This window comes from Pyxidicoccus xibeiensis, from assembly GCF_024198175.1.
GTDB lineage: Bacteria > Myxococcota > Myxococcia > Myxococcales > Myxococcaceae > Myxococcus > Myxococcus xibeiensis.
Genome location: NZ_JAJVKV010000016.1, coordinates 64,718 through 85,777, shown reverse-complemented (window position 1 = coordinate 85,777; position 21,060 = coordinate 64,718). Strand labels below are relative to the sequence as shown.

General features: G+C 67.4%; 18 protein-coding genes. 8 read left to right on the top strand and 10 right to left on the bottom strand.

The window, feature by feature from the left end; translation table 11 throughout:
- The first annotated feature begins 152 nt into the window (after nucleotides 1-152).
- Together LXT23_RS41730 and LXT23_RS41725 are read left to right on the top strand one after the other, a co-directional pair.
- A complete protein-coding gene (locus tag LXT23_RS41730; protein WP_253986060.1) occupies nucleotides 153-1,121 on the top strand; it encodes a hypothetical protein in 969 nt (322 codons plus the stop codon).
- A gap of 823 nt (nucleotides 1,122-1,944) precedes the next feature.
- Nucleotides 1,945-2,277, top strand: coding sequence for a hypothetical protein (locus LXT23_RS41725; RefSeq protein ID WP_253986059.1), 333 nt, complete (start codon nucleotides 1,945-1,947; stop codon nucleotides 2,275-2,277).
- A gap of 225 nt (nucleotides 2,278-2,502) precedes the next feature.
- Here the strand turns inward: LXT23_RS41725 and LXT23_RS41720 are convergent, their stop codons facing one another.
- Nucleotides 2,503-2,859, bottom strand: coding sequence for a GFA family protein (locus LXT23_RS41720; RefSeq protein ID WP_253986058.1), 357 nt, complete (start codon nucleotides 2,857-2,859; stop codon nucleotides 2,503-2,505).
- A gap of 5 nt (nucleotides 2,860-2,864) precedes the next feature.
- A complete protein-coding gene (locus LXT23_RS41715; RefSeq protein ID WP_253986057.1) occupies nucleotides 2,865-3,338 on the bottom strand; it encodes a winged helix-turn-helix transcriptional regulator in 474 nt (157 codons plus the stop codon).
- Between the two features lie 110 nt (nucleotides 3,339-3,448).
- Here LXT23_RS41715 and LXT23_RS41710 point away from each other — a divergent pair, with 110 nt between their 5' ends.
- On the top strand, nucleotides 3,449-4,288 hold the full coding sequence (locus tag LXT23_RS41710) for an NAD(P)H-binding protein (protein ID WP_253986056.1): 840 nt from the start codon (nucleotides 3,449-3,451) through the stop codon (nucleotides 4,286-4,288).
- A 6-nt stretch (nucleotides 4,289-4,294) separates the two neighbouring features.
- Here LXT23_RS41710 and LXT23_RS41705 read toward each other — a convergent pair whose 3' ends face one another.
- Complete coding sequence (locus tag LXT23_RS41705; protein WP_253986055.1) at nucleotides 4,295-4,486, bottom strand: hypothetical protein; 192 nt, start codon at nucleotides 4,484-4,486, stop codon at nucleotides 4,295-4,297.
- A 296-nt stretch (nucleotides 4,487-4,782) separates the two neighbouring features.
- Between LXT23_RS41705 and LXT23_RS41700 the strand changes: the two genes are divergently transcribed.
- Nucleotides 4,783-8,787 (top strand): Ig domain-containing protein, encoded by a 4,005-nt coding sequence (locus LXT23_RS41700; protein ID WP_253986054.1) that lies wholly within the window; start codon nucleotides 4,783-4,785, stop codon nucleotides 8,785-8,787.
- Between the two features lie 88 nt (nucleotides 8,788-8,875).
- A complete protein-coding gene (locus LXT23_RS41695) occupies nucleotides 8,876-9,205 on the top strand; it encodes a DHCW motif cupin fold protein (protein ID WP_253986053.1) in 330 nt (109 codons plus the stop codon).
- A gap of 97 nt (nucleotides 9,206-9,302) precedes the next feature.
- Here LXT23_RS41695 and LXT23_RS41690 read toward each other — a convergent pair whose 3' ends face one another.
- Nucleotides 9,303-10,712 carry a serine hydrolase domain-containing protein gene (locus LXT23_RS41690; RefSeq protein WP_253986052.1) on the bottom strand — a complete coding sequence of 470 codons (1,410 nt, stop codon included), beginning with the start codon at nucleotides 10,710-10,712 and terminating at the stop codon, nucleotides 9,303-9,305.
- A gap of 471 nt (nucleotides 10,713-11,183) precedes the next feature.
- Here LXT23_RS41690 and LXT23_RS41685 point away from each other — a divergent pair, with 471 nt between their 5' ends.
- Together LXT23_RS41685 and LXT23_RS41680 are read left to right on the top strand one after the other, a co-directional pair.
- Nucleotides 11,184-12,308 (top strand): AAA family ATPase, encoded by a 1,125-nt coding sequence (locus tag LXT23_RS41685; RefSeq protein WP_253986051.1) that lies wholly within the window; start codon nucleotides 11,184-11,186, stop codon nucleotides 12,306-12,308.
- Nucleotides 12,309-12,310: 2 nt separating this feature from the next.
- The gene (locus LXT23_RS41680; RefSeq protein ID WP_253986050.1) at nucleotides 12,311-13,084 is read left to right on the top strand and encodes a DUF3226 domain-containing protein; all 774 of its coding nucleotides are present in this window, start codon (nucleotides 12,311-12,313) and stop codon (nucleotides 13,082-13,084) included.
- A 481-nt stretch (nucleotides 13,085-13,565) separates the two neighbouring features.
- On the opposite strand, the gene LXT23_RS41675 is transcribed toward LXT23_RS41680, so the two are convergent.
- The 4 genes from LXT23_RS41675 to LXT23_RS41660 form a co-directional block, all read right to left on the bottom strand.
- Nucleotides 13,566-14,201 (bottom strand): class I SAM-dependent methyltransferase, encoded by a 636-nt coding sequence (locus tag LXT23_RS41675; RefSeq protein WP_253986049.1) that lies wholly within the window; start codon nucleotides 14,199-14,201, stop codon nucleotides 13,566-13,568.
- A gap of 350 nt (nucleotides 14,202-14,551) precedes the next feature.
- Entirely contained in the window at nucleotides 14,552-15,310 is a 759-nt protein-coding gene (locus LXT23_RS41670) for a hypothetical protein (RefSeq protein WP_253986048.1), read from the bottom strand.
- 131 nt (nucleotides 15,311-15,441) lie between these two features.
- Nucleotides 15,442-16,485 (bottom strand): DUF1176 domain-containing protein, encoded by a 1,044-nt coding sequence (locus LXT23_RS41665; RefSeq protein WP_253986047.1) that lies wholly within the window; start codon nucleotides 16,483-16,485, stop codon nucleotides 15,442-15,444.
- 154 nt (nucleotides 16,486-16,639) lie between these two features.
- Complete coding sequence (locus LXT23_RS41660; protein WP_253986046.1) at nucleotides 16,640-17,272, bottom strand: tetratricopeptide repeat protein; 633 nt, start codon at nucleotides 17,270-17,272, stop codon at nucleotides 16,640-16,642.
- A gap of 65 nt (nucleotides 17,273-17,337) precedes the next feature.
- On the opposite strand from LXT23_RS41660, the gene LXT23_RS41655 reads away from it, so the two are divergent.
- The gene (locus LXT23_RS41655) at nucleotides 17,338-18,846 is read left to right on the top strand and encodes a serine/threonine protein kinase (RefSeq protein ID WP_253986045.1); all 1,509 of its coding nucleotides are present in this window, start codon (nucleotides 17,338-17,340) and stop codon (nucleotides 18,844-18,846) included.
- A 60-nt stretch (nucleotides 18,847-18,906) separates the two neighbouring features.
- On the opposite strand, the gene LXT23_RS41650 is transcribed toward LXT23_RS41655, so the two are convergent.
- Together LXT23_RS41650 and LXT23_RS41645 are read right to left on the bottom strand one after the other, a co-directional pair.
- Nucleotides 18,907-19,887 (bottom strand): hypothetical protein, encoded by a 981-nt coding sequence (locus LXT23_RS41650; protein ID WP_253986044.1) that lies wholly within the window; start codon nucleotides 19,885-19,887, stop codon nucleotides 18,907-18,909.
- Nucleotides 19,888-19,995: 108 nt separating this feature from the next.
- Complete coding sequence (locus LXT23_RS41645; RefSeq protein WP_253986043.1) at nucleotides 19,996-20,478, bottom strand: hypothetical protein; 483 nt, start codon at nucleotides 20,476-20,478, stop codon at nucleotides 19,996-19,998.
- Between the last annotated feature and the right edge of the window lie 582 nt (nucleotides 20,479-21,060).

Here is a 21,060-nt window from a genome sequence, read left to right as displayed (position 1 = left end):
AGACCCTTTCGAAGCGACGAGATTGCAAGTCTGACGCTTGATGGCGGCACTGCGTCAGGCGCTAGAAAATTCATTGTCCACCCAATCTGACGTACCTTTTCCTGCGGGCGCGACCGTCACGTTAGGTGCAGGCCGCACCGCACGAGGGGAACATGAATCGCTCAGTCCATGATTGCCAAGGGGCAGTGAGAATACTCGTCATGCTGCTCATGCCGATGCTGGCAGGCTGCTCCATCTTCTCTCCCTATGCCGTGCCCCAGCGCAGGGTCAAGCTCAGCGAGCACGAACGGTCGGACGGCGGGGATAGCTCAGTCGCATTCTCTACCTCTGGTGACCTACGACTTGCCTTTCTCCGCGAGGAGAACGCCAAATCCGTTTATTGCGCCGAGCCAATGCCCGATGTCGCGCTTGGCTCCGAGCAGTCCGGCTCTGGTTCTCTGAGCGCTGCGGCCTCCCTTACACAGTCTGCATCCGCTGCGAACAGCGCGGCTCTGTCAGAGGAAAACGAAGCACTCCGTAAGGACCTGCGTGACGCCATACTAGCTTATGAGGAGGCCACGGAACGTCGGTACAATCGGTCAGTTTCTTCGAACCTTTCAAGCTCCACTTCGAGCAATGCCTCGCTCAATCTTCAGGCCACCTACAAGCTCGCAGTGACGGTCGCCGAGTTGGGAGGGAGGTCGCATCAGGTATTGCTTGCTCGTGAATTTCTGTACCGCCTTTGTGAAGCGAGAGCAAACGGCTTCTTCACCTCCCAGCAGGCGTACGTCGAACTGCAGGTCAATGCCCTGAAAATGATCCAGAGCATCGCCATGCCTGCTCGTCCTTCCGCGAACGCCGAACGTGCGGAACTCGTGAAGAAGCTGAACGAGTACGTGACGACGCAGACAGAGCTTTGCAAGACGCAGCAGTCGGCGTGCACCACCGCCGCTGCTGATGATGCGGCTAAGAAGGTGTGCGCTGCCGCCTTCAACAAGTGCGTGAGCGCCATCGTGACACCGAAGCTCCCGGCCGAAGAGCCTGAAGACAAGGCCAAAAGACTTCAAACTCCTTCCGGTTGGGAGTTCGAATTGACTGTTCCAAAAATCAACGAGCCTCTAGAAGTGTCTGGACGTCATTGAAACCTTACCAAGCCCTGATATTGATACGAAAGGCGATTTCACTCCAGCGTTCGAACTAACTGTTCCAAACTTCAATAACGGGCAAGACGTCTTACGGCGAACTGGAAAGTCCACCATGAAGAAAATTCTGCCATTTCTCCTGCTCGCGCTGACTACAGGTTGCCGACCTTCGGTCGGTGACCCTTGTGATCACAGCGACGAAGTCTGTAGCGCAGACAGTACCGGCCTCGTCTGTGAAAACGGGCGACTACGGATGGTGGATTGTGCGCAGGGCTGCATGGAGTGGTCTGATAGGGGTATCGTCTGCGTCGACTATGAGGCACGGGGTGGCGACTACTGCCGCCTAGCCGATGAGGGCAGGAGACAATGCCATCGCGCCAACGCCAATGAGATGCTCGTGTGCCGTTCGGGCACGTGGATGGAGGAATCCTGCAAGGAATGCAAGAAGGACGGAAGCACCGTTATTTGCCAGTCGTAGCACATGGCGAGGCACGTCCATCGCACAGATACAGCAGCCAGGGAATAGGAGGCGGCGAGGAAACTGAGACCGGCTGGCGTGATGGATGCGGCGGGACTCGAACCCGCGCTGGCGGATTGGCTCCCTACTCGGGCCCCAGCCGGGAAGGCGCCGGGTGCCCTCCACGCCCCAGCCCACGTCCTGACCGGGTAGAAACCCGGCACGAAAATCCCTCGAAATTCTTTCCTGGGACGACTCTCGGTCTTTCGCCTCTCCAAATTGGAGACGCGGTTCACCCGACGGAGGGCAGACACGCGGCTCCACTGAGGCACAAACACGTGCCGAGCAAACACTGGGGAGCATCTCGTGAAAAAGTATGTCTTGTTGTCGCTGGTCGCCGCTGTGCTCGTGGGTTGTGGAGGGGTTGAGGGAGCGCCGGGGCTGGAGGGACAGGAGGAGGTCGCCACCCTGCCCGACGGAAGTCTCGCGACGCTCAAGGACGTGGCCGGCGAAGAGGTTGCTCCTGTCATCCAGGTGGACGAGACGGGGCGCGTCACCGCCACTGCGGCCAACTGCCGCGCCGAAGTCATCTGGTGTAGGTCTCCCGCCACCGGCAAACCGGTCTGTGTCAAGCACGGTCGGTGCTCCGGGCTGCAGGGCGCGACTGTCTGCGCTGTGTTGATCGCCAGGATCTGCTGAGCGCGACGTTCTTCCCGACACATGGGCTGTCGGCATCCGTACGTGAGGCTGCGCCAGAGCCACTCCGGGTCCCTGTTGGCAATGCCGTGCAGGGCCCCGGCAAACACGGGACTCTCCCTGCGTTCCAGCTTGCTCGCGCCACCGAGGGCTGCTTCCGCTGACGCTTGGCGCACCAGGCACTTCGCGTGGGCTACCCTCTCTTCATGCTCCTGAGTGTCAGTGGCGTCAGTCGAGGTACTGCCGGGTGTCGGCGCCGTCGCGGTGCCGCACGCGCACCTTCGATAGAAGCTCGAGCGGCATGAGCCGGGCGTTGACGCCCATGCGGTCGCGCTCCGGGTCCAACGAAGCCCAGTGCGAGACGCAGCCGCAGTGGGCACAACGATGGAAGGCAACCCTCTGCTCGCCCCATTGGTAGGTGTCCTGGGCAGAGCCTTCCGCAACAACGCGGACCTGCCGGGGCGAGTAATACGCCCACAGCACGCCGTAGCGGCGACAGATGGAGCAGTTGCACTCGGTGACGTCGGTTGGCTCGGACTGCACCTCGAGCGACACGCGACCGCAATGACACGTGGCGAGAATCATGACGTTCACCGTGCTTCCAGCATGGGCGGGGGCTGCGCTCCGAGGGCCCGTGGATTCACCGCGCTCCGTGGCCCCACGCGGCTCCGGTGCTGCACGGGACGGTTCTGGAGGCGACGGCCAACGTCCGCGATGGCCTGGATGATGGGGAGCAGCTCTCGCCCCAGCTCGGTGAGTGCGTACTCGGCCGACGCAGGCGTGGTGGGCACGGTGGTGCGCGCGACCACGCCCCTGGCTTCGAGCTCCCGCAGGCGCTGACTGAGCACCCGCGCGGAGACGTCCGCGATGTCGAGGCGCAGCTCGCCGAAGCGCCGGGGCTGGGCGCTCAGGTAGTAGATGACGTGGGGCGCCCACGCCCCGCTGAGCAGCTCCATCGAGCGGTTGAGCGGGCATTCCTCTCCCGTCTTCACGCCCTTGCTGCGTCGGGGCCGGACGATGTCGGCCGGTGGAGTGGCCCGGTTCTTCCTGACCTTGAGCGCCATGTTGGTAACTCGGAGGTTACTGGAAAGGGTGGAGGTCCTTCGTCAGCGAGTGACGCTGCGTCGCCGCGACCGCTATCGAAAGGGGGACACCCTTTTCGAGGAGCATGCGGATGATGGTCGTGATGGGAGCAACGGGCAACGTGGGGCGGGAGCTGGTGCGGCTGCTGGCGGAGGCGGGAGAGGAGGTGGTGGCGGTGGCGCGGAAGGCCCCCGCGGAGCCCCTCCCGCGGCGGGTCCGACATGTCCAGGGAGACCTGTCCACTCCCGCGTCGCTGGCACCCCATCTTCGGGGCGCGGCGGGTGTCTTCCTGCTCGTTCCTGGCGGAGGCGAGGGGGTTGATCCCCAGGCACTGCGGACGCACCTGGAGGCGGCTCGCGTACCGCGCCTGGTGCTGCTGTCGTCCCTCGCCGCCGCCACTCGCCCCTCGGCGCCTTCCCATGCGCACCTGCGCGCCATCGAGGGCGTGTTTCGGGACTCGGCGGTTCGCTGGACGTTTCTGCGGCCTGGTGGCTTCGCCTCCAACGCCCTGGCGTGGGCCGCCTCGGTGCGCGCCGAGCGCAGCGTCGCGGCGCCCTTCGCCGATGTGGCGCTCCCCGTCGTTGACCCGGCGGACATCGCGGCCGTCGCGGACCGCGTGCTCCGTGAGGACGGCCATGCCGGCAAGGTGTACGCGCTCACCGGCCCCACCGCCATCTCCCCGCGTCAGCAGGCCGCGGCCGTCGCGGAGGCCCTGGGAACGCCGCTGCGCTTCGTGGAGTGGAGCCGCGACGAGGCCCGGGCGATGATGCTGCGGTTCATGCCCGAGCCCGTCGCCGAAGGCACGCTCGACATCCTGGGGACGCCGACGGAGGAGGAGCAGCGCATCAGTCCCGACGTGGCGCGGGTGCTCGGGCGGCCGGCGAGCCCGTTCTCCGCCTGGGTGGAGCGCAACGTCGCGGCCTTCCGCTGAGGCGCCTCACTCCGGGTTGAGGGTGGAGTGCTGGCGGCCATGTTTCCTGGCCGTCTCGGACCTGGTCTTCAACGTGGTCGATGCGCGAGGCGTGGGGGCGTGGCTCATCTTCTCGCTGTTCGGCACCCACCGCCGGCTCGGCGTCAGCAGGCTCTTCATGCGCTTCGCGAAGGACCGCCCGGCCTTCGAGGCGTCCATGAAGAGAATCACTGCGCTGGAGTTCGACCACCTCCTTCGGAGAGCGCGGTGTGCGCGTCTGAGCGACGAATGCAATGACACAAGCATGACGTAATGAATGCAGCGTCATGGCTTCGCGAAACGGGGCCTCCCTCCAGCAGCGCACGGCCCGGCGTGCCTGCAGGACGCGGACGCGTCTCGGAAGAACGCGAAGGGATAGCCAGTGGCCCTCACGCCCTGGCAGGCACTCCGAGGTGGTGGCAGGGCACGACAGTTGCTCATCACCTCAGCCACCACCTTCGACCAGAGACCTCACCATGAGCGTTACGCGTGCCTGCTCTTCCGTCTTCCGGGCGGATGCCGCTCCAGTCCCCGACGACGCCGACCTCGGCCGGCCGGGCTCCGCCACCGTGTCGTGCCTGCTGATGCAGGACGCCGTGGCCGCCGACGAGCTGTCCATCAAGGACGGCTACGGGACTGTCGCGCTGTTCGCCAACCCGTTCCGGGGAGGCAAGGAGGAGGCGCTCATCGTCGACACCGAAGGGCAGCTGACCTACCTGGAGCGCGCCGGGTCCGAGACCGGGTGGCGGCAGCGCCCCGTGCTCGGCGAGAATGCCGAGGCGATCCGGGCCACCGAAGTGCTCGTCGTGGTGCATCCCCAGGACTTCACCCTCTGGGCCATCTACAACGGTGGAGACGGCAACATCCCCCGGGGACTGAGGTTGTCCTCCACCGACGACAAGGGGAACGTCCTCTGCACGTGGACGGCCGTGCCGCATGCGGTCCGCTCGGAGTCCGGCCATGGGATTTCCGGCGTCCGGAACATGTTCGTGTACTACGACGGGACGAAGCCGCACGTCACCGCCATCGACGTCCAGGACGGCTCGGTCCTCACGCTGGGCGCGAGAATGAACGCCGCGTACCGGTTCGGCATATGGGGCCTCGCGGCGAACCCGGGCACGCTCGACCAGCTCGTCGGCGGGGTGGTCACCTCGACGTCGCAGTTCGCGCATCGGCCGTATTACTCGGTCGCGTACTGGCGTATCGGAAACAAGCTGGTGCGGTGCGCCGCGAACGACGGGTTGCCGTCCCGCGCGATTGCCTCGGACGCACGGGAGATTGTCGGTGTCTACCGGTCCTACGACATGCCCGACATCGGCGTGGTGTACCTCAACACCGCCGGTCAGCTGGTCAGCTGGAACATGGCCGCGGGGGCGCCCGACGGGCAGTACCGCTACACCGAGGGCCTGGGCGTGCTCACCGCGAAGTCGTGGCTCGACGTCAATGGTCTGATGCATGTGTATGGAATTGGCCCGGACACGCTGCCGAGCGGTGGGAAGACAACCGACCGGCTCAAGGTGCTGCACCAGGTGAGCTGGGACGCGGGCGGCGTTCCGGTGTGGTCGCGGTCGACGAACACTCCCCCGCTGGCTGGCGGCGCGGAGCACGCGCATGCCGAACCCACGGCCGCCGCGCCAGCGACCGTGCCGACCTGGGTCGGGCTGGTGCCTGACGTCGTCTCGTTCGCCCTCGACCCCTACCCGGACTACCTGCCCAGCCAGCTGGTGAAGCTGTCCGGCGTCGCCTCGGCGGCGGACAAGTACGCGGTCCACACCCAGGACGTCACGTCGATTCGCTGGTCCCGCGACAAGGTCCGGCTGGCCGCCACCGGCAGCCCGCACCTGGTGAACCACTACGTCAGCTCCGTGACCCTGCGGGACAGGCGTGGCAACCCGATGGCGTGGCGGCCGGTGCAGCTCAGCGCGGAGACGCTGGTGGAGATCCAGGTCGACGGTGCCTCGTACCTGGTCGGTCCCGGGCACAGCGTCGAGGTGCTGACCAACGGCCTGGGGAAGGTCACCATCGCCACTCCCGCCGACGGCCTGCTGCCGGCCACCTTGCACGTGGACGCCTCGGGACTGGAGAACGGCGCAATCGTTCAGCCGGCCGCGGCCGTCCACGAATACCTCGCTGGCAACTCGCCGCTGCCCTCTCAGGACGGGCTGTTCAGCGGCGAAGCGCTGCTGGCCGCCGAGACCTCCGGCAAGCAGCCCGTGGTGAAGCCCGGCACCCGGCTCGACGGCTGCAACCAGGTCGTGGCCAGCACCGGCAATGTCTTCCGCAAGGCCGCCGGCCAGCCCATGAAGTCCGCGCTGCGCACCGGCGCCGGGCCAGCGCCGGCCATCCATGGCTTCGCCATCGGCCCGGACCTGTCGCCCGCGGCGGCCGTCGGCGCCCTCGCCTACCACGAGTTCACCTCCGCCGAGGAAGCCGAGGCACACCGCGCCGCGATGCGCGCCCACCCTCGGTACCAGGGCATCTGGGACGACTTCGCCAACTGGGTCGGCGACGTCTGGGAGGGCATCAAGAACGGCGTCATCGAGGTGGCGAAGGTCATCGTCGACACGGTCACCATCGTGTTCATCAAGATTGGCGAGGCCTTCGTCGAGCTCGCCAACATGCTCATCGACACCGTCGAGACCGCCGTGCGGGCCGTCGAGGCCGTCGTGAGCCTGGTCGTCACGGCCGTGGAGAAGCTGGTCGACTGGCTCACCGCGCTGTTCTCCTTCAAGGACATCTGGGAGACGAAGAAGGCGCTGGAGTCCGGGTTGCACCAGATGGCCGCCTTTGCCTCGTCGACGTTCTCGCACTACGGCGGGCAGCTGCACGGCTGGTTCGAGAAGCAGGAAGCCGCCACCCACGGCTACTTCGAGGCCATCAAGGCGCAGTACCTCGGGCAGCCCGTGGGGAACGCGGCGAACGTGCTGCCGGCCGTGACGAACAACGAGACGAAGACCGTCATCTCCCCCGAGGAGCTGCACAGCAACCCGCAGGGGACCTGGCTGCTCGACCAGACCGTCAGTCCCCGGATGCTCGCCACCCTGACCGCGAATGCGAACGGGGGGGCCATCGACCCGAAGATAGATGCCGCGTGGACGACCTTCCTCACGCGGCTCGGTGAGACCGACCTGAGCCACGAGTTCCAGGCGGTGCTCGGCGACCTCAACATCCTGCTGTCGCAAATCACCAACCCGGCGGACCCGGCCGCGGCGGCGAAGGCGAGCATGGTCGCGCTCATCGACATCCTCGAGCAGCTCATCGTCGCCGCGCTGAAGGCCTTGGACCACGTGCTGCAGGCGGCGGTGGGGCTGCTCACCGGCGTGGCGGACGGCCTGAAGGCGGTGCTGGACCTCCCGCTCCCACTGGGGCCCGTCAACAGCCTGTACTCGTGGCTTCACCAGCAGAGCGGCGTGCCGGACCGCGATGACCTGACGCTCGGCGGCCTCATCAGCCTGATTGGCGCGTTCCTCACCACCACCGCGTACAAGCTCGTCCATGGCGTGAAGAGCAGCCCGTTCCCCGGCGGCAGGTTCCCGACGCTGCCCGCGCCGATGTGGAGCGGGCGCGACGCCAACCCCGAGGCCCGGGCAGCCCTGTTCGCCGACCCGGGCTTCGTCAAGAACATGAAGCTCGTGAAGGGCGTCTGCGGCGTCATGGGGATGGCGGGCGCGTTCACCAACGCCGCGGCGGACGTCATCCCGGTCCTACCGGCCAGCCGGGCACCGGGCTTCGGCCCCGCCGCCTTTGTCGGAGGCTCGAACGCCTTCCTGGTCGCCAGCGCGGGGATGATGGCCGCCTGCCCGCCGGTCAGCGGCAAGGACTGGGACAACGACCACGCCACCGGCGCGTTCGCGTTCGCGGCGGCCAATGCCCTCCTGTCGTGGACCGTGGTGTACCTGTACCTGTTCGACCGCGTGAAGGTGCCGGCGCTGAAGAACCTCGGTGATGTCACCTTGGGCCCGGTCATCGCGGTCACCTTGGCCTCCGGCCAGCTTGGCTTCACCGCCAGCGGCGGCCTGCCCAACGACTACGCCAAGGCGCAGGCGGGTCTGGCGGCGGTGCCCGGCCTCATCCAGGCGGTCCGCTTCGGCGCCAAGGACACGGCCAGCTACGGCCCGGCCCGCGCCTGGGCGGTCGGCGGCATCGACCTGCTCGTCGGCCTCACCGCCGGCGCGATGACCGCCGCGGCGGCATTCAGCGACGGGCCGTCCATCCCCTCGCAGCAGCTGCCGGACGGCAAGGTCGGCCAGAGGTACCAGGCCCGCGTCGCCCGCGACGGCGAGGCCGCGTACAACACCCCGTGGACGTGGACGGTCAGCGGCAGCCTGCCGCCTGGACTGAGCATGGACCCCGCCACCGGCGTGGTCAGTGGGGTGCCGAGGATGGAAGGGTCCACGGTGTTCGACCTGACGTGCGTGGACTCCTACGCGCCACGGCAGACCGCCGCTCGGACCGGGTTCCGCATCACCGTGCGGCCGTGAGTCGGCACAGAGATTCTGACGGGGTAGAGTGAAGGCCCAGCCTCCCCCGGAGGTGCCGCACGAGCTGTGCCGCTGGAAGGAGTCACTTGTGAAGATCTCGAACATTCCCTTCTGCACAACGGACTGGAGCACGCTCCAGCCCACGGAGCACCCGGGGGCTTCTGGGAAGGCGCTCTGGCGGACGCTCCAGGCGGGAGACATCCGGGTCCGGCTCGTTGAGTACACACCCGGGTACGTGGCGGACCACTGGTGCAGCCGCGGACATATCTTGCTCGTGCTCGAGGGAACGCTGCTCACGGAGCTGAAGGACGGCCGGCGTTTCGAGCTCGGGCCGATGATGAGCTACCAGGTCTCCGATGACGACGGGGCCCACCGCTCGTCGACAGAGACCGGGGCCAGGCTTTTCATCGTGGACTGAGGAGCGCGCCCGCACCAGGCCCGGGCGGGCATATCCCCAGGTTCAGGCGGCGCTCACCGCAGCCGCCTGAACCCTTCAAGACCTCTTTGCCGAGAGACTAGTTCGGGCTCAGCGAGAAGGCGGACACCCGGCCATCCGGGATGAGCGCCACCCGGTAGCGCAGCGTCGTGGAGCCGACCTGCACCAGGTACGTGTAGACGCGGTCATCCCCCAGCACCTCCCGCCTTGCCAGGACGAGTGGCCCCGACGGCCCCAGGCGCTGCAGCAGCGCCTGGTAGAACGGCGCCTCCTCCGGGAAGAACCACCCGGGCATGTACGCGAACTCGGCCGGGTCCAGCGCTCCGGCCCGCGTCTGCTCGAGCAGCGTCGCGAGCCGGGCGGTGACCTCCGGCTCGAGGTCCGGAATGGCGGCCAGCGGAGGCACCGCGAGCGCGGGGTTGACGATGGCGGCGATGCCATTGGCGAAGGCCGCGGGGTTCGCCTCCGAGAGGTTGAGCAGCACGATGATGGACAGGGAGTCCGCGGGGAAGCGGTAGTAGGAGGTCTTGAAGCCCTGCCATGCGCCGGAGTGCTGCTGCACGGGCCGGCCGTTGCGCTCATTGAGGAACCACCCGAAGCCATAGGGATAGGGGGCTCCGCTGGAGAGCTTCACGGGACTCAGGATTTCCCGCCAGCTCCCCTTCGTCAGGATGGCGCGGTCATCCACGGCCTCATCCCACGCCAGCAGGTCCTTCAGGGAGAAGTAGAGCGAGCCATCCGCCGTGGTGTTGAGGGAGGGAGAGACCCAATCCTGGTTCTTCACCACCCCGTCGAGCAGGCGGTAACCTGCCGCGCGATTCGGAACGATGTCCGCCTCGCTGATGCCTCGCGCCGTCTTCATGCGGGTGGGCTTGAAGACCTGCTCGCCCAGGACGTTGACGTAGGAGGTGCCCGCGACCCGGTTCACCAGGAGGCCCAGGAGGACGTAGCCGGAGTTGCTGTAGCTCCAGCGCAGGCCAGCGGGGAAGTTCAGGGGCTGCGCATAGATGAGCTGCGCGAACTCCGCGTCCGTGTAGTCCTTGCGAAAATCAGTCAGCGCATCCAGGTGGTCCCCGACGCCGGAGGTGTGCGTCAGCAGGTGGCGAATCGTGATGGGGGCCCACGACGCGGGCGCGTCGGGGAAGTACTTCGTGATGCTGTCGGACAGCGAGATGCGGCCCGCCTCCACCTGGAGCATCACCGCCATGGCGGTGAACTGCTTGCCCAGGGAGCCGGACTGGAAGAGGGTGTCCGGGGTGACGGGAACCTGATGCTCCAGGTTCGAGAAGCCATACCCCTTCGCCAGGATGACCCTGCCGTGGCTCACGACCGCCACGGCGACCCCCGGCACCTCCATCCGCTGCTGCTCCGCGCGCACGAAGGCCTCGATGCGCTCACGGAGCGACTCGTGTGCTGAAGCGGGACCGCCCGCGAGCAGACCGACCAGCAACACCATCGCCACGGAAAAGGACTGCAACGAACCGCGCATGGGAGCTCCAGACGTCCGGAGCAGGGATTGCTCACGGGGCCGCCCAGGGGAGCACCGTCCTCCCTGCGCGGTAAAGAAAGCGGAGCGGTGGGAACTACGATAGTTGTCGTATGGAGGTGTCTTGTTGGACCGCCTCCCGGCCGTTCGACTGGGCTCGTGGCAACTGCAACGAAGGGGCGTCTTCATGAAGCTGCATTGCTGGGCCTGGGTGGTCTCCGTCGTGCTGTGGTCCGCGGCTGGTACCCCGGGAGGAAAGCGACTCGGAGCCCCGGCGGAATTCCCCATTGATGGAATGAGAACAGTCGAACTTCGTGCCTCCCGTCCCATCCCGCGCCAGGCGGAGAAGCGCGGCGGTACCGCGGAAGCCTGGGCTCGGTACCAGGAGGGCGTGTATATGCTCGCTGCGCGGAGCGCGCCTCGCCCGGGAAGAGCCTGTTCGAGACGTGCTACGGAGGGAGTGGGAGAACCCTGATGGGCCTGCTTTTCGACGCACTGACCATTCACCGCCTTCGCGGTCTCCAGGAGCTGGAGCTGACGGGGCTTGGACGTGTGAACCTGCTGGTAGGGGGGAATGATTCGGGCAAGACGACGGTGCTGGAGTCCCTGGCGCTCTACTCCAACCCGCTGGACCCAATCGAATGGTTCAGGGCGGCGAACCGCCGTGACCCGCTGGCTACCGTCTTCGGTGGGACTCATTCAGAGAAGTTCCGGTGGCTGTTTCCGCAGCGCGCGCACGGGGGAGAGAACCACGTCGGAAGCATCCAGCTCGCGGCGGAAGGCAGGCTTGCGGTGCGAAACCTGCTTGCACAATATCGGGAGCTGCGAGGCCTACGCCCCGGGAAGTCGACTCCTTCCTCAGAGCCACTCGTCGGCCAGCCGAGCCGTGACCTCACCGTCGAGAGGCGGGGTGCCGAGCTCCAGATTCGAGTCGAGTCGAGTCCGACTCCCGACGGGGAGCGTGCCTCAGAGGCATACTCCTTCTCCATGTGGGACGATGAACCCTTTGTCATTCCCCAGGAGGAGAAGAAACAGCCGAAGCTCCCTGTCCGGGATATCCGCCCTCCGGACCATTGGATGGCATCAATTCCAGTCAAGGCCTTCTCGGAAGCACGCCTGGAGGGGTTCGAGGAGTCCGTCCGTGCACTCCTGCAGCAAATCGATCCACGAATCACCGGGTTGGAAATCCTGGCGCCGGAGGGCGAGGCAGTCCTGTACTTGAGGGATTCTGTCGCGGGACTCGTCCCCGTCAGCCTGTACGGCGATGGCATCCGTCGCACGCTGCTGCTCGCGCTTGCGCTGCCCAGAGTCGCGGGCGGGGTGCTCTTGATTGACGAGCTGGAGACCGCCATTCACGTCTCCGCGCTCAGCAAGGTGTTCCGCTGGCTGCTCGAAGCGTGCAAGCAGCATGACGTCCAGCTCTTCGCCACGACGCACAGCCTGGAGGTCGTGGATGCCATCCTGGGCGCGGACACCACCGAGCAGGAGGACATCGTCGGTTTCCGGCTGGAGCGCTCCGAGACAGGGACGACGGCCCGCCGCTTCGGGGAGGACCTGCTCAAGCGGCTTCGGTACGAGCGTGGGCTCGACGTGAGGTGAGAATGCGCTACGCCTACCTCGTGGTCGAAGGCCCCCATGACGTCGAACTCGTAGGGCGTCTCTTGAAGCCACATGGGTTCAAGCGCGAGAACCTCGTTGCGCGCCTGGACCCCTACTGGCAGCCGCTGGTGCCGTCAAAGTTTCCCTTTGGGGGAGACCTGAGCCGGCGTGTCCCGGTCCCCACGTTCTTCATCGCGCAGGCTGTTTCGGTCGCGGTGCATGCGGCGGGAGGCGACTCGGAAATCGCGAATCGGGTCGAGGAGAGCCTCGCGCTCTCTCGGCCTCCCGATGCGCTCGGCGTCCTGCTGGATGCGGACTCCACCCACTCTCCCTCCGACCGCTTCATGGCCGTACGGGACGCACTGCAAGACAAGAAGCTGGGGTTCGCGCTTCCCACCAGGGCAGGTGAGGTCGTCACCACGCACCCTCACTGCGGAATCTTCGTGCTGCCAGACAACGTCACCGCAGGCACGCTGGAAGACTTGTTGCTGGAGTGCGCGCAAGTCCACTTCCCGGCCCTGCTCGCGGATGTCCAGATGCTGGTAGGCAAGGTCCAGGCAGGCGCGTACGCGCTGGCGGCGGAGGAGTTGAAGGACTTCAACAAGCCCGCGGGGCCGCGCAAGGCGACGGTCGCCTGCATTGCAGGGGTCCTCAAGCCGGGCAAGGCCATCCAGGTCTCCATCCAGGACAACCGCTGGTTGGACGGGGCTGCATTGACGCGGCCCCGCATCTCCGCCGTCCTCTTGTTCCTGAAGGAACTCCTGGGGCTTCCCTGATCGCCGTGACGGGCTGCCGCTGGTTGGCGAAGAGCAGGTCGAGGTGCCCCAAAAACAGAATCGCCGATGGGCCGCGTGAGCGCCCAACGGCGATTCGATTCCACCGCGCGGTCTCCCGCGCGAATGGGACTACAGGGTGGCCGTGGTCGACAGCACCGGCGTGCGGGGGGTCGCAATGATGACGCCGCCACAGCCGCGAGGACCGCCACGAACCTTGGTCTTGATCTGCATGGTGTTCTCCTGGTGGGTGCTACGTGGCTCCAGCGCCCAGGCTGAATCCTTGCCGGCGCGGAGTATGGCAATCATTGACTGCCATGCCCGCCACGTCAAGCCCTGACACGCAATTCAGTGTCACTAAACATCTGATTTCATGAGTAACATTTTGCGCCACAGCGCTTCAAATCACACCAGACAGCAGTAACAGCTCACGCCACATCAGTAGCGTTTTGCGTCACACCACCCACCCGGACACTGGGGGGAGTCATGGGAACTTGATGGGGGTGGGTGAAGGTCGGGCCTGGTGCAGGGTGCTCCGGTACACGGTCAGGTCCACGGAGGTGGACGGAACCGGAACGAGCCAGGGGCGGTCCAGGGGCGGAAGGCCGACGCAACAGACCCGGAGCGGCCGAGTGCGCGCGGCGTGCTCCAGGTCGTCGAGGACGCGCTGGAGCCGGTCTGGGCCGAAAGGACAGTACAGGAAGAACACCGTGCCGATGGTGATGAGGCGGACCAGGTCCACGGCATCGCCCTCGACAAAGCGCACGCGACTCAGGTTCAGCCACGCCGCGCGTCCGCGTGCGGCCTGCACCAGGCCAGGCTGGATTTCGAGGCCGATGCCCCCGGCGCCCGTGAGCAGGTGCGTCAGCACGACGGCCCTTCCCAGTCCAGCTCCGACGTCCACGAAGACGTCGTCGCTCGTCACCGCGGCTTGCTGCACGGCTTCGAGCACCGTTGCCACGGGACAAGGCAGGTACGGCACGCACCCGCGCGGGAGGAGAGGCTCGTCCTCGGGCAGCTCGTCGATGTCCCACAGGAGGTCCAGCCAGGCATCGCGGTCCTCCGCGCCAACCCTGGTCAGCGCCGCCCTGAAGGTCGCAGGCTCGGGCCCGTTGCGCATGAGTGAGCTGCGCAACACTTTCGCAGCGTCCCGGGCGGTCTGTCGCATCCAGCGGACGCTAGCAAACGCACAGGAAGCATGGGAGCCCGGTTGAGGGTGGGGTGCCCTCCGTGTGTGAGTCCGACGGGTGTCCTGGACTTCACAGGTGACGACTCCCACGATTCCCGTCACCGCTCCCTCGCCGCATGCGCGGCGACGTGCTTGTGATTGGGGCTCCTGGACCTGAGGCCTCCTCCTGGCACCCCACGGACAGGGGGACGGCATGACACCTGCCGTCCCCTGCCCATGGGCGCCGCTCCTTGCTCAGGGTGCGGCACGGAAGGGGGCCGGGCCCCCTTGGAAGCGTTGCACTACCCGATGCAGTCGTAGACGCCGGAGATCACCGGGAAGGGCGCGAGTGCGCCGTCCGGAACGAAGCCATGCGGGGTCCATGGCTTGGCGGTCCTCGCGATGGTGGGGGTATTGCGGTACCCGAACAGGTACGCGGTGCTGTCCGAGCGCTCCTGCAGCACGGCTCCGCACCAGGGCGCGTTCGTGATGTTGGCCAGTGCCCCCAGGGGAACCGACTTCACGCTGGACTCGCCGCCGTAGAAGACGAGGTCCGACGGGTTGGTGATGAGGAACTTGGCGCCAGCAATCCAGAGATAGACTTCGTTCGTTGAACGCTCACGCACCAGGGCCTTGTTGTTGTAGTCCTGGAAAGGGTCCTGCCAGGAATGATTCGGGATGTTGTTAATGGTATCCCAGTTACCCCAGTAGGCCAGCTCCGCCGGGGACTGGATGTACCAGAACATCCCTCCCATGGCGACGTAGACAGCGGCGTAGCCATGCTGGCGAAGCAGCGTGCCGTCCCAAGGCAGCCGGGTGACGGCGTCGACGGTGGCCTTGGGCAATGTCATCGTGGGGTGGCTGGAATACAGACCCCACTGCGCAGAGGGGATGAAGAACTTCGCACCGCCCGCCACCAGGTGGCGGTCCTGCGTTTCGAGGCTGATGAGGACGTAGCCGTCGGGTGCCGGCGCATAGCCCGCCAGGGCCTGAGCACCTAAAAGGCACAGACACAGAGCGAGCAGTTGGGGGAGTACGGCAAGACGTGAGACAACGCGCACGGGGTCTTCTCCGTTGAAGGGGTGGTGACTGCTGACGCCACCCTACGGAGCAGGAGTGATGGAAGCGTGACGGCCGGCCACTGATGCGAGGGAGCGGCGCGGGCGCCGCGCCTCGGGTTGACTCGCGAGCCTCAGCGTCGCTGGGTCACGATGCGCGGCAGGCTCCACGGACCGCCGGGCTTGATGTCCCGACACATGCCAGTGGTGGTCTCGGCGGTCTGCACGAAGCGCTTGCCGTCCCAGGTCCATTCCTTGCTGCCCCAGCAATCGCCGATGCCGCGCCCCTTGTGCGAGGCGGAGATGACGCCGGCGTCGTACTCGACGCCCTTGTCGGTCACGAGCTGGGGCGCATAGGGCGGCTTGTCGTTGATGACCCAGAAGCCGCTGCCTTCGTTGTAGGCGGCCAGCCAGCACTCGCTGGAGGCGAGCAGCTTCTTGTCGGTGAGGCGGGAGATGGAGATCTCTGCCTCGGGGTTCTCGGCGAGCTTCTCGCACTCACCTACAGCGAGCAGCGCCTTGCGCAGGGCCGGGTCGGTGGCGAGCCTGGCGTCGCCGGGCCTCGCCTTGGCGAGCGGCGGAGCCCTGACCACGAGCGGTGGCAGCGGCGGCAGCACGCTGGACTCGGGCTTCGTGCCCTTCCTGACCAGCGCGCCGGGCGTGTCGAGGCGGCCCTGGTATTCGTCCATCTTCAGCAGCACGGCGGTAGCGCCCTTGTTCGAGAGCGCCCACACCTGCTCGCCATGGGACCACTCGAGGGTGCCGCTGCCGCGGAGCGCCGCCAGCAGCGCCGTCGTCTGCTGCGCGGAGAGGTCGGGCGTGTCGGACTTCTTCATGACGATGTCGCCGACCTCCTTGCCATCGATGCGCATCTTCAACTTGAAGGGCGTGTCGGGGAGCGCCTCGCTGCTTTCATCCCCCAGCACCAGGGTCGCGGTCACCGCCGCGCCCGGCCCGGCGTCCCGCTTGAGGAGAACGGAGACGGGCGGCGTGCCGCCGGTGTCGGCCTGATAACCCGCCGCCCAGCAGGTGCGCGTGTTGGCGCAGGTGAGCTCCCAGTCATGGTGGTAGAAGACGAGGCCCGGGAGCTTGTCATCCTCCCTGGTTGCGGCGACGGCGGTGGCGGCAAGGCCCGGCACAAGCAGGGCGCAGAGCAGCAGTGGAAGCTGTTTGTGCATGTCGGTCCGACGATACCGCGTGTCGCGGTCCGTCCTGCCCAGGTCCTGGCAGCAGCTCCATCTCCAGTTCGCCGCGGGCGATGTCTCCCCGGTGTGGGACCAGGAGCTGCCCATCCTCGAAGCAGGGGCCCGCGTCGGCGAGGGCGCGGGCCTTTCATCGAAGCAGGGCTGGAGGTCGCGCTTCACCTCGGCCCGCTCGACGACTCGTCGCCAGGGCCCGCAGCCGGGCCTGGACGTTCCGCCGACGCTCGTTGCTGAGCGCGGGACGCGCCACCAGCTCGAGGTACCGCTGGTAACGGCGCCGGGCCTCCGCCTTCCGGCCTTCATCCTCCGCGAGCCGTCCGAGCCGGTAATGTGCGTCCGCGATGAGCCCCCTCGACCACCGGAGTCCCTCTCCGCACTCCCCCGTCGCCAGGGTCTCGGGCCGCATCCGGGCCAGCAGCTGGAAGAGCCGTCGGGCCTGCCGGGTCTCACCGCAGGCCGCGGCAGCCGTAGCCAGTCCGAAGCGGACCAGTGGGCACTTCGGGGCCAGTCCGTAAGCCTTTCGCTGAAGCTGAAGCGCCCCGCGGTACCGGCGCTGCGCGTAGACGGCCTCCGCCAGCTGCGTGAGGAGCCAGTGGTCCTCGGGGCATCGGCGTAGCACTTCGCGGAGGAAGGTCTCCACCTCCGCCCATTGCTCCTTCGCGAAGTACCGCTCGACCCGTTGGGAGATGCGGCGGCGCTCGGCGGCCGTCAGGTCCGCGCCGGTCCGGGGAGCAGCCCTCTTGCTTCGTCTCGTGGCGTTCATGGCGACCAGGGACGGGGAAACCCGCATCAGCATGACGGCGGTCAGACCTGTGTTGGAGGGTGTGGATGGCGTTGGAGTCTGACTACCTCGCGAGTAGTCTCCGCGTGCGCCGTGCGGAGCGCGTCACGAGGGACTTCATGGAGCCTGACCACCTCAATCCGGCCAACCTGCCCCCGGGGACGCGCATCGGCCCGTGGTGTCTGCTGGAGCAGTGCGGCCGGGGCGCCAATGGCGTCGTCTACCAGGCCCAGCGCGTGGACGGGACTCCAGGCGTCGTGGCCCTCAAGCTGGCGCTGCACCCGGGGGATGCGCGCTTCCTCCGTGAGGCCGAGCTGCTCCGCCGCCTGCGCCACCCCGCCGTCCCCCGCCTGCTGGACCATGGCGACTGGCAGCCCCGCGAGGGCGTCTCCTACGCCTGGCTCGTCATGGAGTGGGTGGAAGGCCCGTCGCTCTATGCGTGGGCCCAGGCCTGGCGCCCGTCTTCACGGCAGGTGCTTCGGCTTCTGGCTCAGCTGGCCCGAGCGCTGGAAGCCACCCACGCGGCCGGTGGCCTCCACCGCGACGTGAAGGGCGACAACATCCGCGTCCGGAGCACGGACGCTCAGCCCTTCCTGCTGGACTTCGGCTCTGGACACCACCTGGGGGCCGCCACGCTGACCCTGCACCCCTTTCCACCCGGCACCCCGCCCTACCGCTCGCCCGAGGCGTGGCGCTTCTTCCTCCGCGCCCGCAAGCCCCCGGCCGTCGCATATGCACCGGGGCCCGCGGATGACCTCTTCGCCCTGGGTGTCACCGCCTATCGCCTGGTCACCGAGAAGTACCCCCCGTCGGCGCACCCGATGGATGACGATGCCTGGCTCTGGCGCCCCGAGGAGCTGGCGCACTGGACGGCGCGAGTCTGCAACCCCCGCTGCATTCCGGAATTGAGCGCGCTGGTGGCCCGGCTGCTCTCGCCCCTCCCTGAAGCGCGAGGAAGCGCGCGAGAGGTGGCCGAAGCGCTGGAGCAGGCAGCGCGCAACGCCGGACGCGAGGCGGACGTGCCGCTCCTCACGGGAGAAGAGCCACGGCCCGCGGGCCTCTTTCCCCTCCCCCAGCGCGTCACGGTGCGTCCCCCTCCTCGCGTGGCGAGGTGGCCCCGGCTCGCGGCCGCCGGCCTCGCAGGCGCACTGGCGCTGAGCGCCGGGGGGCTGCTGAGGGTGAGTCGCTCCGAGGAGCCCGCGGCGGCCCACCTCGTGGAGGAGGAAGAGTCCAGGGATGGCGGCACCGTGGCCCTCGGGGACTCCGTGCTGACGGCACCGGTGGAGCCCGAGCGAGCCCCCTCCGTGTGGTCCTCTATCGCGGTAAACCTGCCATCGAAACCCATCCCAGGGCAGCGGCGTCCGGACGCCAGGGGCCGCTGCCCCGGCAAGGTGCAGGTCGTCATCAACGGCGGTTGTTGGACGAAGCTGCCCGTGGACCTGAAGGACTGTGCTGATTGGGGCGGCTTTGAATACAGGGGCGCGTGCTACCAACCCGTCATGACTCCGCCACGCCCCGCCACCTCAGGCCCCGCGGCGCCCGACGACAGTCCATAGTCAGCGGCTGGGGCGAGGGTACGAGCTCCCCCGTCGAGCACCGCCAGCCATTGCGGCGTCTCAGTCCTGCTCGGGAGGCGGGTAGATGTCCTCGAGAATCTCCGCGCGCTCCGGGTACATCTCCCTGAACTCGGCCAGCTTCTCGGGCCCTCCGTCGATGGCCGCCATGTACAGCTTCCAAGCCTCGGCGAAGTCCTCGGTGTAGTTCCCGTCCCGCTTGTAGTCCGTCTCGGCGTACCCGCTGGTGAAGTTCTCGTCTTCCATCGCCGCCTCGTCCCAGCCGTCGGGGACGGGGGGCGGCTCGCCGGTGAAGACCTCGCCCAGGTCCGTCCAGAAGCCGTCGTCCTTCTCCTCCTGCTGCCGGCCGATGAGGTGGCCCAGCTCGTGGTGGAAGATGTCCTCGGACAGGTGCCGGCCGTCGTCGTAGAAGGTGATGGTGCCGTCGCCCGCGGTCGCCGCCGCCCGGTTCCCCGTGGCGGTCTCCGGGCCCTGGTCCGGCGTGACGACGACCTTCTGGAGCGAGCTGCGAAGCTCGGGAGGCGTCTCGCTGTACGAGTCGATGACCTGCGCGAGGAAGGCCTCGCGGTCGGCGTCCGTGCCGCCCTGGAACTCCACCTGGAAGGTCTCGTCTCCCACGCGGACGAAGTAGGTGTCCTCGCCAGCGAACGGCACCTGGAAGATGGCGACCTGCTCCGTCTTCCCGTCGGAGTTGACGAAGTCCACCGGCTTGCCCTTCCCGGCGATGGCCTCCTCCACGGCCTGCTCCCGGAGCTCCGCCGGGTCCTGCTTCTCCAGGCCGCCGGGGCCGCGCATCTGGAAGAGCTGCCCCGCCTTCTCACCCGCCCTCGACCGGGTCGTCTCGAACAGGCTGTCGCCGCCGAGCGTCCGCAGCGCCGGGTTCCGGGACTCGGTGAGCTGGGGCGTCGACATGGCGTCGGGGCCGGGCTTGCCGAGGCCCTTCTGGGCCTGGAGCTGGGACTTGGGCGGTGGCGGAGCGACAGAGGTGAACTGGCGAAGGCGGCTCTGGAGCTTCGTGAGCATGGCGGCTCTCCTTTCGCCCCAGTACGCACTCCGCCCGAAAAGGGTTACACCCGGCGCGACAGCGCCACCCGGTCCTCACCCTGGGCCGGGTCATCGAGGACCGCCAGCTCAGGGCTCGGGGAAGCCTTCGCGCACCCACGTGTTGGCGGTGTCTCGGTTGAACTTGAAGTTCGCGGCCACGCGATGCTTCGCGACGGTGGCGCCCGCGTCGTCGATGGCCGACAGCAGCGCGTGGGGCTCATACTCATCGGCCACGAGCTCGAGCCGGACCTCGTACCAGCGGCCCTCCCAGGCGATGGAGAGCTTCTTGGTCATGGCCTGGTCGCGCTGTCGCGCGGAGCGGTCGAGCACCTCCGAGGCCGTCTTCACGAAGGTCGCGAACGCCGGCCCATCGAAGGGCTTGGGGTTCTTCTTGTCGCGGCCCATCACCCACGGGCTGATGAGGACGGGCTCGGCGATGCCCTGCTTGCGGATCTCCACGGCCCAGCCGTCGTCCTCCTCGTTCTTGATGACCCTGGCTGACCAGCCGTTCTTCCGCCAGAACGTGGGCTCCATCACTTCGGGTTCAGCAGGCGTGCTCTCTTCGCTCATGGGGTTCCTCATACCCCCTGCTGGCCATTTGCCAGAGAGAGAAGTACCTGTCCCCTGCGCCACAGCAGTCGACCGCGCGCTCGGCCTGCTCGCGGCCGAGCGCTCCTTGCAACGCTGCTCGCTGGCTTGGAGGCGGAAACCGCCGGTGCGGCTGACATCATCGGGTCCGCTCCAGCTATCCTACGACGCGTCCGCCCCCAGGACGTTCACACCTTCCGACCATTCCACCGGGACCTGACATGAGCCTCTCAACCTGCGCACGTAGACTGTTGTCGAACCTGTGGCTTGTGGCTGCGCTCGCACTGGCGGGCTGTGACACCTCTGCCGACAGCGACGGGCCCGTCGGATGCAACAACTCCTGCCTCGACGACTATGACTGCCCCGGGGCGCTCTACTGCCTCGACGGAGCGTGCTTCGGGACGGAGTGCTACTCCTCGGGCCAGTGCGAGAGCGAGGGAAGCTCCTGCTCGGTCAGCGGAGACTGCTGCAAGGGGAACTGCAACGGAGGGGTCTGCCGCTCGAGCTGCTCGAGCGGAGCGGACTGCGCCAGCAGCGCGCAGTGCTGCAACTCCTACAGCGACG